This window comes from Bacteroides zoogleoformans (genome assembly GCF_002998435.1).
GTDB lineage: Bacteria > Bacteroidota > Bacteroidia > Bacteroidales > Bacteroidaceae > Bacteroides > Bacteroides zoogleoformans.
Genome location: NZ_CP027231.1, coordinates 1,204,332 through 1,220,150, shown reverse-complemented (window position 1 = coordinate 1,220,150; position 15,819 = coordinate 1,204,332). Strand labels below are relative to the sequence as shown.

Below are 15,819 nucleotides of genomic sequence, written 5' to 3'. Positions count from 1 at the left end.
ACCGAACAACTTTTCTCCGTGCATCGCACCGTTTTTCTATATACCTTAAATTAGCAGACTTATAATTTTACAAGAAAGCAAGTCATTGGATAACAATAAATTATCCAATGCTTGCATGTGTCAGGAAATTCACTACCTTAGTGCTGCAAAAACTCAAATAAAGAATATCTGACATATGGCAAAGGCAAACATAAAATCTGAGAAAATCACTCCTTTCGGAGGAATATATTACGCAAGCAAGGCTTTTTATGCGCTTTCACTTGACAAAGTCATCAACGGCACTCTTGGTGTCCGCAGTTCTACCTACAACGGCTACCAGTGGGACGAGAGAGTGCGACTTCGACCGTCTCAACAATGACTTCGGATGGAAGCATCTGCCATGCTCCTTCTAGAAAGAGAACACCGTGTACATGATACTGACAGCCTTCTGCATGAATTTCTTCTCGTATTTCATAAGAGCAGTGTCATCCGTATTCACCAGCTTATCGCCTACGTCAAGAGTCAAGAAGTTTGTCTTCCACTTTACCACCGTATGCGCCAAATGGACAAGGACGGCAAGAAGCTGGTGGCTGAATTTGTATACCGGCATGCCGTATGACAAACTTTCTTTTGGATAGACCCATTTTTTTTCGAGGCTTTTGAATCTCAATCCCCAATGGGGAAAGGGGCGTCGTGTCCTAATTTGAACGTCTTTGGATTTTTATCGTGCAGATATACGTATGCGCACGATAAAAATCTAAAGAATATACGAAAAGACTTTGTCTGCTAATTTAAGGTATCGATAAAACTGGATGCCGTTCTGAACAACATGAGCGACATCATCAGGAAGTATAGACAAAACCACCAAGGAGAGAGAAGATGATAGGCAAGATAATGAAGGCGGCATCCTTTCGTGGATGTGTGCAGTATGTGACAGGCAAGGAGGGCGCAACCATCCTCGCCTCCGATGGTGTGTTGATCGGCTCAGTGGACAGCATCACGGAGAGCTTCGAGTTTCAGCGACAGATGAACACAAGGATTTCAAAGCCAGTAGGCCACATCGCTCTTAGCTTCAAACCAGAGGACAAGGACAAACTGACCGATTAGATGATGACCAAGATTGCCCTTGAATACATGGAGATGATGGGTATCAAGGACACTCAGTTTCTCCTTGTCCGACATCACGACAACGACAATCCCCACTGCCATCTGGTCTATAACCGCATTGACTATCACGGCAAAACTATCACCGACCAAAACGATTTTAGGCGAAACGAAAAGGTAACGAAACGGCTTAAAGACAAGTGCGGACTGACCTACGGAACAGGCAAGGCAAAGACTAAAACTAGGCGGTTAAGGGGAGCGGAGAGGACGAAATATGAGATATATCACGTTGTCGGCAAGGCTCTAATGACTTGTACATCGCTGAAAGAGTTCAATCAGCGACTTGCCCAAGATGGTGTCAAGCTGGAACTTGTCATGCGCAAAAGCGGCAGTCGCGACTTGAATGACGCTCAAGGGATGCGCTTCACCAAGGACGGCAGGAATTTCAAAGCATCACAAATCAGACGCGGACCGACGTTCCAATTTGTGCTGTCCAAACTCAATACGAATGCAGAAAAAGAACGGAAGAAACAGGTTTATCAGAATACGATTAGCCACAACGAGCAGTCCAGACAAGAGACAGTGTCAGAATCTGCTTGCCGTTCTGAGGCATCTATTGTAGTGCCCTCTTTAGGATTGTTCGACACGACCAATCCCGCCTCGACCCTACAGAAGAAGAGTTTCGCCGACGGATGCAGCGTAAGAAGCGACGCAGGCCAAGGCTATAACGCAACAACCGCAGGAATCTTATTGCCCTGCGGTTGTTGTTTCTTTCTATAAATGCTATCTGTTCAGGTACTTCCTCCCACGCCGAATCACGATGCCTTTGTAGTTTGTCGATACTTTCTGGCCGCTCAAATTATATGAACAAGCGGAAGTTTCTTCGCTCTTTGTCTTTACAGCACTTATCTCTGTTGTGCTTGAGAATCGCATGGGAAGCGAATCGGTGCATTGCACGCCACCGTTAAAATCAACGATTAACCGTAGATATTGTGTATCAGTGCTATTCCCTTTGGCAACAGGCTTATATCTGACCCTCCAGTCGCCAGTGTAATTCAGGTCTTTTACGGCAAGCGTGTCACTGCTGATGATGAGCGAGTCCTTGGAGTCGTTCAGTTCGGCAAAGATGCGGATGGTAGGCACAGGATAATCCTTTGTTGCGGCAATGTGGGGGTACTTGTAGTCCATCGCCACATGGAGCAGTGCCGTGCTGTCCTTATCGTAAACGTAGGTGTCACGGTCGAGCTTGAAGGTGGCTCTGAGTGTGTCCTGCACGTCAAAGGCCGTAGTGATGTTGGCTGCGGGGAAGTCGGACGTGAAGTCTATCTTATAGCGTCCCACTCTGGGCTTCTCCAGCCTAAAGGCCATCGAGTCGAGTCCTGCCAAGAGCGGCTTTGCCGTATCTTTGAGGCGCAGTTTTTTGTTGCCCTCAAGGATTGTGGTGTAAGTGGAATCGCTGTTCATCCGCGACACCACCCATCGGAGTGTCTCATTGCCCGTCAGCGTGTCGGGGTTGTAGGGATAGCCCGTTGTGATATGTGCAAGAAAGTCCACGTCCATGCCCAGCTTGCTTTCGAATGGGGCAATGCGAATGCCCGCCTCGTCCTTCACGTCCATGGTGTCTGTCAAAATAAAGATGTCGGGGACGACGGAGAGATTTATCTGATAGCTGCCCCCGCGCATTATGGTGCTGCCAAGGATTAAGGCATCTTTGTTTTGTCCCCACGCCAGCCCGAAGTCCTGCAGGTCGGTGAAATATTCCTGCACGGCTTTCGTTGTCACGCTCATGGCGGTGTCGCCATACATGTCGATGGCCTGAAAGACCAACGAGGACGACTCTGGAGCCACAAAGTCACGCTCCACGACATCGGAAGTCAGCTCGTAGCCGCCAGACTGTACGCCAACGTGCAGTCCCTTGCCATCCCACGACGGAGCACCCGTCACGTAGTTTGGGCCAACGGTCATCAGAAAGGGTTTGAATGTGATGACATCATACGGATAGGCACCCTTGTAGGTGGGTAACTGTATGGTGTCGCCCTTTCCTGTTGCAGCGTTGTCGCCCGGCTTTGCAGAGACTATGGCTGCAACCGAGAGGAGGAATAGTAATGCTATTTGCTTCATGACCGCAATCTCTATTCAAATGTGTAGGTGGCCAGTGTAGAGGTCTGGTTGTAACTGCTGTCTCCCGTTTTCAGGATGGTCTTGGTGATGGTCACCTGGCCAGTGGCATTGTAGCTTGCCTTGGCTGTCGAGTAATAGGCATCGCAGGCACTCTTCACGGCAGCGTCTTTCTCCGTAGTGTTCGATGAGATGACATACGTGCTTCCTCCGAGTGCCGACGAAATGGCCGAGTTGAATCCTGGAATAATCAGCAAGGCATCCATGTTGAGCGACGTTGAGGATGATGTAAGATTACCGTCGGCGGTGTAACTGACGATGTATTGTGTGTCATCGTCATCATCACTGCCGCAGGCCGTGAACACAGTGGTTGTAATCATTGCAGCAAGGAGGACGGCTGCAAGCGTCATGAGATTCTTTTTCATAATCGAAGTGTTGTTTAAATTGTTATATGCTGAAATCTATTTCTGTATCTTCAACCTCGCCATTCCACAACTTGTGCAGGAACGGGAGAAGTTTTTCTTGATATACTGGCAAGCTCTTTTCCAACGAGTTGGCCCAGCCGCCATGCTGCAAGATAAAGTAGCGCACTTCGGGCATATCGAGCATCAGCCGGACCTTCTCCCTGTCGGTCTGGGTGCTGCTAAAACGTGGGTCAGTCAGGATTTGGCGTAATGTTTCCTGCCGCAAGTCCTCAACGTGCTGGCATCTCTGCTCCATCCAATCAAGATACTCGAAGCCGAATCCGAGGTTTTCGGCGAAACGGCCCAATATGTGCGCATTCTCATAACTGCCCTTGAACACGCTTTCGGCGGAGTGGTCATGGAGCGTGAAATTGGTTGAGCCGAACACGTCCTTGAACAAGCTGAGCGTGTCGTCAGAGACATCAGGCCAGCGCGAGGTGACAACTTGCAAAATGGAGTCTTGGCTTATCATCATCTTCACAAGACCCTCCAAGCTTTCACCACGCCGCTCCATATTGGCAAGGCAACGCTCCACCGTCTCCTCCGCAGCATCTACCTGTCGGCTCCGCTCAATCCACCAAGTCGTGCCGAATGTCAGCACGATGCCCAGCACGGTGGCGAGAAGGTTGCTGAGGAAGCCTCCTATCCAATCCTTGTACTTCTTCATATACCCCTTCATTTGCTGATAGTCTCACGATATGGTGGACGAATAATGATGTCCTGCTTATACCAGCCGTTGAAGAAATTCCCATTCTCGCTGTAGCTGCTGAAAGTCTTGTTGCGATAGCTGTTGAACGAGTGGTCGAAGCCCAGAAACACATGCAGGATGATGTCTCCATAGTTCTTGGGGTGTTCCACCTTCCACAGCCAGCATTGTGCCGACTTGAAGGCGTTGGTTCCAAGTATGGGAGGTGTACGGAACGAATAACCACTCCAGCCGCTGAAATCGTAGTTGTTGGTATTGATGTCGTACTGCCAGGCGGCGTTGTTCAGGCAGTTGTCGTCGTTCATCGAGAGTGCCGTGATGGTCATGTCCTCCGTGGTATAGGTGTTGCTGATGCTGCCACCCACGCCACCAGACAGCACACCCTCGACACCAGAGCCAGACACTCCCACAGAGCCAGACAGATTCCAGCTCTCCTCAACGGTCGTGGAGTGCTGTCCTGTCGTGCTGGTTGGCGAGTAGTCTATCAGAACCGCCCCTTCACTGTTCTTCAGCAGTGTGCCATGGCTGTCTTTGCGCAGGGTGTTGCTCACAATTTCCCTCGACAGGAAGAATCCCTGATAGTTCCAATTCCCGCCTTTCCAACTGCCTATCCAGAAGTTACTGCTGTTGCCCAGCACGGTCTGCTCTATGAGATAGTAGTCGGCATCCTCATCGTATTTGTAGGCCGCCCAGATGTTTGTCGAGATGGTGAACACACAGGAGCGGTTCGTTAGCCTTGACTCATACCCATTCGATGGCTTCAGTGTGTAGGAACGTGTGACGTTCTGTGCCGTCATTTTCGATGCCAGATCGCCCGATGCGCCACGGGTAGCGGCTCTTGCCGACATGGCATTATTGCCCTCTGCCTGTTCGTTGAGCCAAGCTGCCAAAGGGTCGGCATGGAGTCCGTTCAGGTAGGGTGTCAGTTCCTGTTCTGGCTCGCCATCATCTTCGTCGAAGATGTCATTCAACGTGTAAATGTTGCCGTCTGCGTCAATTGCAATCATGTCGTAGCACACATGGTCCTCGTGTTCCTCCCCTCCCGTGTCTATATGAACATACTCATCGTTGCTCTCTGCCGGATATGTCTGGAAGAACACAAGCCATGCTGCCGTGCGCATCTGTCTGACGGTGGGTTGGTCGATGATGAGTTTCTTCCCTTGTCGAATGGCCTCCATTATGTCGGGTGCCACACTATCATCGTTAGCAAGTACGTTGATGTCACTTCCCTTTATCAAGATGGCATCCGTCTCGTCTGTGATGCTTGTCATCGGATGCTCTACTCTGCGGATGAAAGCCTCTGCCACCTGACTGAAGCCAGACCCCAAGATGGTCACTCGTTGAGCTGTAGTCTGGTCCATCTGGTCGGTTTCAGGTAGCGGCATAACCACGATGTCAACATCATCATCGACAACGGGATTGTCACTCTTGTCGGTACATCCTGCAAAGCTCATAGCAGCAAAACACAGGGTTGCCAATGCGAATCTCTTCATTTTCGTCATATATTACCTTAAATTAGCAGACTTATAATTTTACAAGAAAGCAAGTCTTTGGATAACAATAAATTACCCAATGCTTGCATATGTCAGGAAATTCACTTACCTTAGTGTTGCTTAAAACTCAAATAAAGAATATCTGACATGTGGCAAAGGTAAACATAAAATCTGAGAAAATCACTCCTTTTGGAGGAATTTATTGCGCAAGCAAGGCTTTTTATGCGCTTTCACTTGACAAAGTCATCAACGGCACTCTTGGTGTTCGCAGTTCTACCTACAACGGCTACCAGTGGGACGAGATAATGTCAGCCATGTCTGACGTGTTTCATTGTGGCGGTGACTGCGTGGAAGATGTCAACAGAAGCGAGTGCCACCTGCGGGAATCACCTGAAATCCGGATACCGACGAGCCACACAATCGGGCGTGCCATAAAGGAACTCTCCCATGAAGACATGGAATACAAGTCTTCGTCAGGCAATGTGTTCAGATTCAATACCAACCCAAGACTCAATGACCTTCTGATGAAACTCAACATGAAGATGGGACTGTTCAAATACGGCCAGACTGTCAACGTGGATTTCGACCATGTTTTCGTCAAGACGGAAAAAGCCGATGCGAAGTATTCGTACAAGCAAGCTTACGGCTATTTCCCTGGTGTCGTCTCAATAGATGGCATCATTGCGTACATCGAAAACCGTGACGGCAACACACCCGTCAAGTTCCATCAGGCTGACACACTGTCAAGGGCTTTCAAGCTGCTTCATTCATACGGCTTGCACATAGGCATCTTCCGTGCCGATTGCGGCTCCTATTCGGAGGATATCATAAGGACTGTTGACGGCAACTGCCGCATATTCTACATACGGGCCATACACAGTGCGTCAATGTACAGCCGTATACAAGATATACGTGAATGGAAGCGTGTTGAGATAGGCTCGCAGGAAACGGAAGTGGCCTCGGTTATGTCAACACAGTTCATGGAGGATTCCCATTACCGCATTGTAGTGCAACGGACAAAGGAAAAGGACAGTACACCTGATCTTTTCGGTGACAGGTACACCTACCGCTGCATCATAACCAATGACTGGGACAGTGAAGAGAAGAACGTTATCGAAACGTACAACAAGCGTGGGGCGAGAGAGCGCGACTTCGACCGTCTCAACAATGACTTCGGATGGAAGCATCTGCCATGCTCCTTCTTGAAAGAGAACACCGTGTACATGATACTGACAGCCTTCTGCATGAATTTCTTCTCGTATTTCATAAGAGCTGTGTCATCCGTATTCACCAGCTTATCGCCTACGTCAAGAATCAAGAAGTTTGTCTTCCACTTTACCGCCGTATGCGCCAAATGGACAAGGACGGCAAGAAGCTGGTGGCTGAATTTGTATACCGGCATGCCGTATGACAAACTTTCTTTTGGATAGATCCATTTTTTTCGTGGCTTTTGAATTCCAATCCCCAATGGGGAAAGGGGCGTCGTGTCCTAATTTGAACGTCTTTGGATTTTTATCGTGCAGATATACGTATGCGCACGATAAAAATCTAAAGAATATACGAAAAGACTTTGTCTGCTAATTTAAGGATATATACCGCATCGCTTTCTCTAATACATCCGCCTTATCCCGTGTACACAGCCCACAGCCATTCCATATATCCGGTCACTTCAGGCAGCAAGGGCGGTTTCCTATCAAACTTGGAACTGTTTCCTTAAGCTGTATCCGGATATAAAGAACAGTATCACAAAGGCTTTTTTATTTCCCAAAATGCCTTCACAACGCCTTACGGAGTAGGAAGTATCAAAAGTGCTATCATTCGTTACATTTGTTATATGTCCGAGAAAGGCTTAGCTCTATTTTTGCAGACATAAAACTCGATTGATGAATTGAGTTGAAGGGAATACATTATAAACTTTAAACTAATAAGTATGTTAAAATGCATCAGTCTCAGGATTTGCACAATCATTGTGCTGCTCTTTGCGGGCATTGGATCTTTTGCCCAACAAATTCAAGTAAAAGGTACTGTGGTCGAGAAATCGACGGGAGAAACCGTTATAGGCGCTTCTGTCATTGAAGTAGGTTCCAATAACAATGGAACAATTACGGATATTGATGGAAATTTCACCTTGACTGTGGCCTCGGGTGCCATGCTGTCGGTATCTTATATCGGATATAAAACAATCACGGTGAAGGCTCAACCCACCTTGCGTGTCGAGTTGGTAGAAGACTCTCAATTGATTGATGAAGTCGTGGTGACCGGCTATATGGCCGAGAAAAAGGCCAGCCTGACGGGCTCGGTGGCCGTAGTAAAGATGAAAGACGTAGCGGATATACCTACCGGAAACGTGCTGTCGAGTTTGCAGGGGCGTGTGGCCGGTATGAACATCACCACAGACGGTACTCCGGGAGGAGGTAATACCTCTACTTTGGTTCGCGGAAAGTCGTCTTTCCGTGGTGATGCCAACTCCCCTTTGTACGTGATTGATGGTGTGATGACCCGTGAGAACATCTCATCCATTCTCTCTTCCAATGATGTGGAATCCATTCAGGTTCTGAAAGATGCGGCTTCTGCCTCCATATACGGTGCGCAGGCGGCCAACGGTGTCATCATCATTACGACCAAACGTGCCAAACAAGGTGAAACCCGTGTGGATTTTGATATGTCGCTGACTTTGCAGACCTATCAGAGCGGGTTTGATATGTTGAATGCCGACGAATGGGGGCAGGTTTATTGGGCGGCCTATAAGTATGCCAATAATGGCGCCACACCAAGCAGTGAGATATACGGTAATGGTGCCACGCCGCAACTTCAAGACTACATCGGGTTGAATGGAGTTAAAGTGCATGCGGTTGATACCAACTGGCGTGATGTGGTTTATCATACTGCTTTAATGCAAAACTACAGCGCTACTCTCTCTAAAGGTTCTGATAATGGTTCTTTCTCATTAGCGTTGAACTACCTCGACCATGAAGGTTTGGTAAGGAATACCGATTTCCAACGCATCAATACCCGTATAAGCTCCAACTATCATTATCTTGACAATCGTCTGCGTATCGGCGAGAACGTGGCCATCAACCGTTGGACACAAACGTTAAGTCCGGGTGGTATAGACGAAAATGCCATCAAGCAGCATCCTGCTAAAACCGTTTATGATGAAGACGGCAACTATAACGATGCCATTAATGATGTTTTGGGCGATGCTCCCAATATGGCTCGGCTTCTTGAGAACGAGAAACGGAATAAGCATGGATATTGGCGTATCTTCGGTAATGCTTTCCTTGAAATAGAGCCGATTAAGGATTTGGTGCTGCGAACGAATTTCGGTATGAACTTTTATGATGAAACCAACAAGAACTTTGAGCCTGTATGGGCACGTGATGCCGTCAACAAACTGACTCAATCGTCTCATAAAAAATTGGACTGGGTGTGGACAAATACCGCTACTTATAACAAGACCTTCGGCAAAAACAATCTTACTGTACTTCTTGGTGCGGAAGCCAAAAAGAATCATTCGGAATCCATGTTCGGCTATGGTACGGGGTTGGCTGTGGAGAATGAAGATTATCTCTATCTTAGCGGTGTCACTGCCGGCAAGAATGTGGGCGCCGGTGCCTCCAATTATGGCATGGTTTCCTACTTCGGTAAGGCAAACTATGACTATGAGGGACGTTATCTGGCTTCTGTTACGCTGCGTCGTGACGCTTCTTCGCGTCTGGCAAAAGGCAATAATGCAGACTATTTCCCTTCGGTATCGGCCGGTTGGCGTATTTCGGGCGAGGAATTTATGGCATCGACCGCCAATTGGTTGGCGGATTTGAAACTGCGCGCTTCGTGGGGTATCAACGGCAATGATATCATCGACAACGAAGCTCCTTATACCAAATACCTGATCAGCTTGAAAGATGCAAGTTATAACATGACCGGTGATGGCACGACGCTTGCTCCCGGGGGATATAAAGTACGGTCTACGAATCCCGATTTGAAATGGGAGAGTACACGGCAGTTCAATATCGGTGTGGATGCCGCTTTCCTGAACGGGCGTTTAGGCGCTTCTCTCGATTATTTTGATAAGAAGACGAGTGACATGCTTGTCGAGAAACCTTATATCGCCGTCATCGGCGAAGGCGGTTATTGCTGGTATAACGGCGGTACGATGAGTAACAAGGGTTTTGAGATGGCTTTGACGTGGAATGATAAGGTTAAAGATTTCCAGTATAACGCGGCATTTAATTTTTCGTATTACAAGAATGAAGTCACGGATTTGACAGAAGAGATTTATTACACTTATGGTGGAGGCAATGGTATCGACAAAACGTTGGTGGGCCAGCCTTTTGGTTCGTGGATGGGTTTCAAGACCGATGGCGTATTCCGTACGCAGCAGGAGGTGGATGAGTATAAAAGCAAATATGATGTGCAGTTCGGTGCTCCCGGCATAGGACGTATCAAGTATGTGGATGCGAATAAAGACAATAAGATTGATACGAACGACCGGGTGTGGTTGGGCTCTGATAATCCGAAGATTATTGCCGGTTTGAATCTTGGAGCGTCGTGGAAAGGCTTCGACCTCGGCATGTTTTTCAACGGGATGATTCGTGATGCTTATAATAACTCCAAATATTATACGGACTTGTTCCAATGCTGGACGGGCAATCACTCTACCCGCCTGCTCGACGCCATGCATGCCTACGAACATTTTGAGAAAAGCGGCATCTACAATAGCGATACGCCTGCTCTTACCACTCTTAACAGTAATAACGAGCACGAGGTTTCTCAGTTTTATATCGAGAATGGCTCGTATATCAGACTGAAAAGTCTTACACTGGGATACACATTCCCAAAAGCGATTCTTGATAAGATGAAACTGCGGCATGCACGTGTTTATGTTCAAGGGCAGAACTTGTTTACCATCACCGGTTATACGGGTGCCGACCCGGAAGGATTGGGCTATCCTTATCCTTTGCCTCGTACATTCTCTTTGGGTTTATCCTTTGGTTTCTAAACTTTAAAACGTATGATTATGAAATTGAAATATGTATATATACTTGGCGCTGTAACGCTGATGAATGTAAGCTGCAATGAAGACAGCTTCTTGGACTTGAAGCCTCAAGGCAGCTTGAATGAAACGATTATGACTTCCACGAGAGGAGCCGATTTGCTGGTGAATGCTGCGTATGCCGCTTTGGGCGGTCCGGAGGGACAAAGCTGGAGCGTGTGGTGTCATCCTACTTCCAACTGGACTTATGGTGAAGTGCGTTCGGATAACGCATATAAGGGGGGCGGCGGTGTAGGCGACCTTAATGAGGTGCATCGCATGGAAACATTCGATATGGATGCAACCAATGGATTCTTGGATAGTAAATGGTATCATCTGTATTGCAGTGTGCAACGTTGTAACTCTGCTTTGCGTGTATTGAACAGTGCGACGGATGAACAAGTGAAGGGCCGCGCGTCCCGCATCGCCGAGATGAAAGTGCTTCGTGCCCATTATTATTTTGAGTTGAGCCGTCTTTTCAATAAGATTCCTTATTTTGATGAGAACGTCGAGATTACCCGTTATCCCGATATTCCGAACAATGAGTTTACCCGTGACGAGATTTTGGGTAAGTTGGCCGAAGAGATGCTCGATGCTGCGGAGCAGCTCCCCGAGACACAGCCCGAGGCGGGATGTATTCATAAATATGTCGCTTTGGCGTATGCGGCCAAGATAAAACTGTATCGAGCCTATCAACAGGATGAGGCTTCGCATGCCGTAACTTCCATCAATAGAGATTTATTGAAAGAGGTGGTATCGCTTTGCGATCGGGTCACAGCCGGCAACCGTTACGGTCTGCTTGAAGATTTTCAAGGGTTGGATCTTGTTGCGAATGAAAATGGTAAGGAGTCTGTTTTTGCCATTCAGTATTCCATGAATGATGGGACTGAGAGCGCCGGCCGCATCAATTGGAGTAATTTGTTGAATTCTCCGGGCGGGGGCAGCCCTTATGGCGGCGACGGTTTCTTCTTGCCCAGCCAAGACCTGATTAACGCTTATCAGACGGATGAGGCGGGTTTGCCTGATTTTAATTATCAATCGAAAGCCGATTATAGCCGGGCTGTGTTGAATAATGGTGTTTATACGCTGGAGAATACTACACCCAATGTCGACCCGCGTCTTGATTTTGTGGTAGGACGTCCCAATATCACGTGGAAAACATATTCTGAAAAGCCGTGCGAAGGATGGGTGCGCGACAAAGAGACCTATTGCTACAATTGCATTAAGCGTTTCTGGGTTTCTCCCGAGAGCAGCGATATGTTTAACGGTTGGCCTTGGGGTGCTTCGCAATTGAACTGGCAAATCATACGTTATGCGGATATTCTTCTCTGGAAGGCCGAGGCGCTTATTGAACTCAATGAAGGCGACGGTCTTGAAGTTGCACGTGGGTTGATTAATCAGATTCGTAATCGTGCCCGTAACAGTGTATATGTGAAGGACTTCAACGACCGCAGCAAAAATGCGGCCAATTATCTTGTGAATCCTTATCCTTCCGATGGCTGGAATCAGGAGTATGCCCGTCAGGCTCTGCGTCGTGAGGTGCGTCTTGAAAAAGCCCTGGAGGGAGAACGCTTTTTTGACTTGGTTCGTTGGGGAATAGCGGAAACCGTCATGAATAAATATATCGCAATGGAAGCAGATAAACGTATTTATTATGCCCATGCGCATTTCTCTGGAGGAAAAGACGAATATTATCCTGTGCCGAACAATCAGTATGGTTTTTCAGGAGGCAAATATGTGCAGAATCCGGGTTATGCTCCGTTCAACTGATAATATTTGAAAAGATAGTTCGTAATTACTCAATGTCGTATCTTTGCGACAGATGAAAAACATGAAACCATGAGAAAACATAAAACCAATATCTATATGAACGTAAAAAGAAATCTGACCGCATTGCTTCTCCTGCTGTGGATAAGCTTTGGATTTTGTGCGGCGCAAAATCGAGAAGGACTGAAAGTCCATTATCTGGGTGCTAACCATAGTCTGATACAAGTTGTCTCTCCTAAGAAATACCTTTTGCTACCCGTTGAAGAGGCGGCTCCCGAAGCAACCGTTCATGTGCTTGTGAATAATAAAGCAGAGCGGACGTTCACCGTCAGGCTGGCAATGAATCGTGCGGACTATCTGGTTCCTTTTGATTTGGAACAATACAAGGGGAAAACCGTCTCTTTTGATATTCATTCTGGGAATAGTCGCTCCAATGTACGGGACGCTATGGAGGATGTCTGTTGGGACGACATCAAGCTGGCTGATATTTTTGATACTGCCAATCGTGAAGAATTTCGCCCTCTTTATCACCACACGCCACTTTACGGTTGGATGAACGATCCTAACGGAATGTTCTACAAGGATGGGGAATATCATCTTTATTATCAGTATAACCCTTACGGCTCCATGTGGGGGAATATGAATTGGGGACATTCTTCCAGTAAGGACTTGATACATTGGGAGCATCATCCGGTGGCCATAGAACCGAATGGGCTGGGGATAGTGTTCAGTGGAAGCAGTGTGGTGGATAAGGAAAATACCGTAGGCTTTGGGAAAGATGCGGTCATAGCCATCTATACTTCGGCGGGTGCGAGCCAAATTCAAAGTCTGGCTTATAGCCGGGACAACGGAAAAACCTTCCAATTTTATGAGGGCAATCCTATCATTACTTCCGACAAAGAATGTCGCGACCCGAACATGTTCTGGCATGCTGAAAGCCGTAAGTGGGTTCTTATCCTTGCCGCTGCTCTCGAGAAAGAGATGTGGATTTATACTTCCGATAATCTGAAGGAGTGGACCAAGGAGAGCGCTTTCGGGAAAGGATATGGTGCGCAGGACGGGGTTTGGGAATGTCCCGACTTGATGCAACTTCCCGTTCGGGGCACGGATGAGAAGAAATGGGTGCTTATCTGTAACATCAATCCCGGAGGACCTTTCGGCGGTAGTGCGGCACAATATTTTGTGGGTGATTTCGACGGAAAAACTTTCACGTGCGACACGAAGCCCGAAGTGACGAAGTGGATGGACTATGGAAAAGATCATTATGCCGCAGTGTCGTGGAGCAATGTTTCCGAAAACCGCCATACCATCATTGCTTGGATGAGTAACTGGCAATATGCCAACAATGTGCCTACCAAGCAATACCGCAGCGCCAACTCTCTGCCGCGCGATCTGGAGCTTTATCGGGCCGAAGACGGCGAACTTTGCTTGGCTACCGTTCCGGCGAAAGAAATCGAGGCTTTGCGGGGGGAAAAGGCATTGAAGTATGCTGCATTCTCCGTGGGGAAAAAAGCGGCGGTTCGCAAACTGCCTGTCGATAACAGCGGTATATGCGAGATTGAATTGGATATTAATGCACATTCGGCCGGTAAGGTGAACATCGTGCTTGCCAACGAGGAGGATGAACAGGTTGTCATGACGTACGACGCTGTGAATAAAACCTTCAGCATGGATCGTGCCAAGAGTGGGTTGACGGATTTCAGCAAAGACTTTCCGGCTGTGACCGTTGCTCCCGTTGCCGATGGAGAGCAACAGCGGTTACGCTTCTTTATAGACCGTTGCAGCGTCGAGGCTTTTGAGGCGAGCGGCAGGTTTGCCATGACAAATCTGGTGTTTCCGAAGCACCCTTACACAAAAATCAGCGTTTCTACCGACGGGGGACAGTGCCGGGTGAACAAACTGACCGTTTATCCACTGAATATGAATAAATAACATTTTACTAAAATAGCTATGAATAACAAGAATCATTCATTGGCAAAGCTGTTGCCCATCATGCTTTGCTTCTTTGCCATGGGCTTTGTAGACTTGGTGGGCATTGCTTCCAACTTCGTAAAGGCCGATTTGGGGCTGACCGATGCGCAGGCCAACATATTTCCCTCTCTGGTTTTCTTCTGGTTTCTCATTTTCTCCGTACCCACGGGGATGCTGATGAACCGTATCGGACGGAAAAAGACGGTATTGTTGAGCCTGTTCGTGACTTTTGCTTCGCTGCTTCTTCCGGTTTTCGGAGACGGGTATGTGCTGATGCTGCTTTCGTTTTCATTGCTGGGCATCGGCAATGCGCTAATGCAGACATCGCTCAATCCGTTGCTTTCCAATATCGTCAGTGGCGAAAGATTGGCAAGTTCGCTGACTTTCGGGCAGTTTGTCAAGGCTATCGCTTCGTTTCTTGCTCCTTACATTGCTATGTGGGGAGCTACGCAAACCATACCGTCGCTGGGTATGGGGTGGAGGATACTGTTTCCCATCTATATGATAGTTGCGGTGATTGCCATCTTTGGGCTGGGCGGTACTTCCATTCAGGAAGAAAAGGAAGAAGGACGTCCGTCTACTTTCGGCGAATGCCTCGCCTTGCTGGGCAAGCCGTTCATCCTGCTCTGCTTTCTGGGCATCATGTGCCATGTGGGCATTGATGTGGGCACCAATACAACGGCTCCCAAGATTCTGATGGAGCGTTTGGGGATGACCTTATCTGATGCCGGCTTTGCCACCAGCCTTTATTTCATTTTCCGTACGGCGGGATGTCTTTTGGGAGCTGTCGTCTTGCAGAAGGTGGCTTCTAAACCATTCTTTGCAGTCAGTGTGTTGTGCATGTTGGCAGCTATGGCTGGGCTGTTCGTCTTCCATGAAAAAACAATGATTTACGTGTGCATTGCCCTCATCGGCTTTGGCAACTCGAATATCTTCCCGATTATTTTCTCGCAGGCATTGCTTGCCATGCCGCAGAAGAAGAACGAGGTATCCGGGCTGATGATTATGGGGCTCTTCGGCGGCACGGTCTTTCCCATAGCCATGGGATTGGCAAGCGATGCCGTGGGACAAAGTGGGGCGGTAGCTGTAATGACAATCGGTGTATTGTATTTATTTTTCTACATGCTGAAGATGAAACGCTGACATTGTTCGATGCAGCGTCAGGATATGTTCTGAGAGGGG

General features: G+C 47.9%; 11 protein-coding genes and 1 pseudogene. 7 read left to right on the top strand and 5 right to left on the bottom strand.

Features of this window, described 5'->3' with window-relative positions; all coding sequences use genetic code 11:
- The first annotated feature begins 175 nt into the window (after positions 1–175).
- A complete protein-coding gene (locus tag C4H11_RS05115) occupies positions 176–358 on the top strand; it encodes a hypothetical protein (protein ID WP_106040734.1) in 183 nt (60 codons plus the stop codon).
- A 30-nt stretch (positions 359–388) separates the two neighbouring features.
- Here C4H11_RS05115 and C4H11_RS05110 read toward each other — a convergent pair whose 3' ends face one another.
- Positions 389–589 carry a hypothetical protein gene (locus tag C4H11_RS05110; protein WP_106040733.1) on the bottom strand — a complete coding sequence of 67 codons (201 nt, stop codon included), beginning with the start codon at positions 587–589 and terminating at the stop codon, positions 389–391.
- 269 nt (positions 590–858) lie between these two features.
- Here C4H11_RS05110 and C4H11_RS05105 point away from each other — a divergent pair.
- Positions 859–1,863, top strand: a pseudogene (locus tag C4H11_RS05105) (relaxase/mobilization nuclease domain-containing protein).
- 3 nt (positions 1,864–1,866) lie between these two features.
- On the opposite strand, the gene C4H11_RS05100 reads toward C4H11_RS05105, so the two are convergent.
- From C4H11_RS05100 to C4H11_RS05085, 4 genes are read right to left on the bottom strand one after another with little or no spacing between them, the layout of a single operon-like run.
- Positions 1,867–3,204, bottom strand: a complete 1,338-nt coding sequence (locus C4H11_RS05100; RefSeq protein WP_106040732.1) for a hypothetical protein — start codon at positions 3,202–3,204, stop codon at positions 1,867–1,869.
- A gap of 11 nt (positions 3,205–3,215) precedes the next feature.
- Positions 3,216–3,626 carry a hypothetical protein gene (locus tag C4H11_RS05095; protein WP_106040731.1) on the bottom strand — a complete coding sequence of 137 codons (411 nt, stop codon included), beginning with the start codon at positions 3,624–3,626 and terminating at the stop codon, positions 3,216–3,218.
- A gap of 22 nt (positions 3,627–3,648) precedes the next feature.
- Positions 3,649–4,332 (bottom strand): hypothetical protein, encoded by a 684-nt coding sequence (locus C4H11_RS05090; protein ID WP_129588283.1) that lies wholly within the window; start codon positions 4,330–4,332, stop codon positions 3,649–3,651.
- A gap of 8 nt (positions 4,333–4,340) precedes the next feature.
- Complete coding sequence (locus C4H11_RS05085) at positions 4,341–5,864, bottom strand: hypothetical protein (RefSeq protein ID WP_129588282.1); 1,524 nt, start codon at positions 5,862–5,864, stop codon at positions 4,341–4,343.
- A 149-nt stretch (positions 5,865–6,013) separates the two neighbouring features.
- Between C4H11_RS05085 and C4H11_RS05080 the strand changes: the two genes are divergently transcribed.
- The 5 genes from C4H11_RS05080 to C4H11_RS05060 all read left to right on the top strand — a co-directional run bounded on the left by C4H11_RS05080 (position 6,014) and on the right by C4H11_RS05060 (position 15,780).
- Entirely contained in the window at positions 6,014–7,294 is a 1,281-nt protein-coding gene (locus tag C4H11_RS05080; protein WP_106040728.1) for an IS1380 family transposase, read from the top strand.
- A gap of 500 nt (positions 7,295–7,794) precedes the next feature.
- Positions 7,795–10,866, top strand: a complete 3,072-nt coding sequence (locus tag C4H11_RS05075; RefSeq protein ID WP_106040727.1) for a SusC/RagA family TonB-linked outer membrane protein — start codon at positions 7,795–7,797, stop codon at positions 10,864–10,866.
- Between the two features lie 18 nt (positions 10,867–10,884).
- Positions 10,885–12,669, top strand: a complete 1,785-nt coding sequence (locus tag C4H11_RS05070) for a RagB/SusD family nutrient uptake outer membrane protein (RefSeq protein WP_106043150.1) — start codon at positions 10,885–10,887, stop codon at positions 12,667–12,669.
- A 96-nt stretch (positions 12,670–12,765) separates the two neighbouring features.
- On the top strand, positions 12,766–14,598 hold the full coding sequence (locus C4H11_RS05065; protein WP_394336055.1) for a DUF4980 domain-containing protein: 1,833 nt from the start codon (positions 12,766–12,768) through the stop codon (positions 14,596–14,598).
- An 18-nt stretch (positions 14,599–14,616) separates the two neighbouring features.
- Entirely contained in the window at positions 14,617–15,780 is a 1,164-nt protein-coding gene (locus tag C4H11_RS05060; RefSeq protein WP_106040725.1) for an MFS transporter, read from the top strand.
- The last annotated feature ends 39 nt before the right edge of the window (positions 15,781–15,819 follow it).

What these genes read in the sequence shown, in the direction of transcription:
- C4H11_RS05115 (WP_106040734.1), top strand. Translation starts at nt 176, where the DNA reads ATGGCAAAGGCAAACATAAAATCTGAGAAAATCACTCCTTTCGGAGGA.
- C4H11_RS05110 (WP_106040733.1), bottom strand. Translation starts at nt 589, where the DNA reads ATGCCGGTATACAAATTCAGCCACCAGCTTCTTGCCGTCCTTGTCCAT.
- C4H11_RS05100 (WP_106040732.1), bottom strand. Translation starts at nt 3,204, where the DNA reads ATGAAGCAAATAGCATTACTATTCCTCCTCTCGGTTGCAGCCATAGTC.
- C4H11_RS05095 (WP_106040731.1), bottom strand. Translation starts at nt 3,626, where the DNA reads ATGAAAAAGAATCTCATGACGCTTGCAGCCGTCCTCCTTGCTGCAATG.
- C4H11_RS05090 (WP_129588283.1), bottom strand. Translation starts at nt 4,332, where the DNA reads ATGAAGAAGTACAAGGATTGGATAGGAGGCTTCCTCAGCAACCTTCTC.
- C4H11_RS05085 (WP_129588282.1), bottom strand. Translation starts at nt 5,864, where the DNA reads ATGAAGAGATTCGCATTGGCAACCCTGTGTTTTGCTGCTATGAGCTTT.
- C4H11_RS05075 (WP_106040727.1), top strand. Translation starts at nt 7,795, where the DNA reads ATGTTAAAATGCATCAGTCTCAGGATTTGCACAATCATTGTGCTGCTC.
- C4H11_RS05070 (WP_106043150.1), top strand. Translation starts at nt 10,885, where the DNA reads ATGAAATTGAAATATGTATATATACTTGGCGCTGTAACGCTGATGAAT.
- C4H11_RS05065 (WP_394336055.1), top strand. Translation starts at nt 12,766, where the DNA reads ATGAACGTAAAAAGAAATCTGACCGCATTGCTTCTCCTGCTGTGGATA.
- C4H11_RS05060 (WP_106040725.1), top strand. Translation starts at nt 14,617, where the DNA reads ATGAATAACAAGAATCATTCATTGGCAAAGCTGTTGCCCATCATGCTT.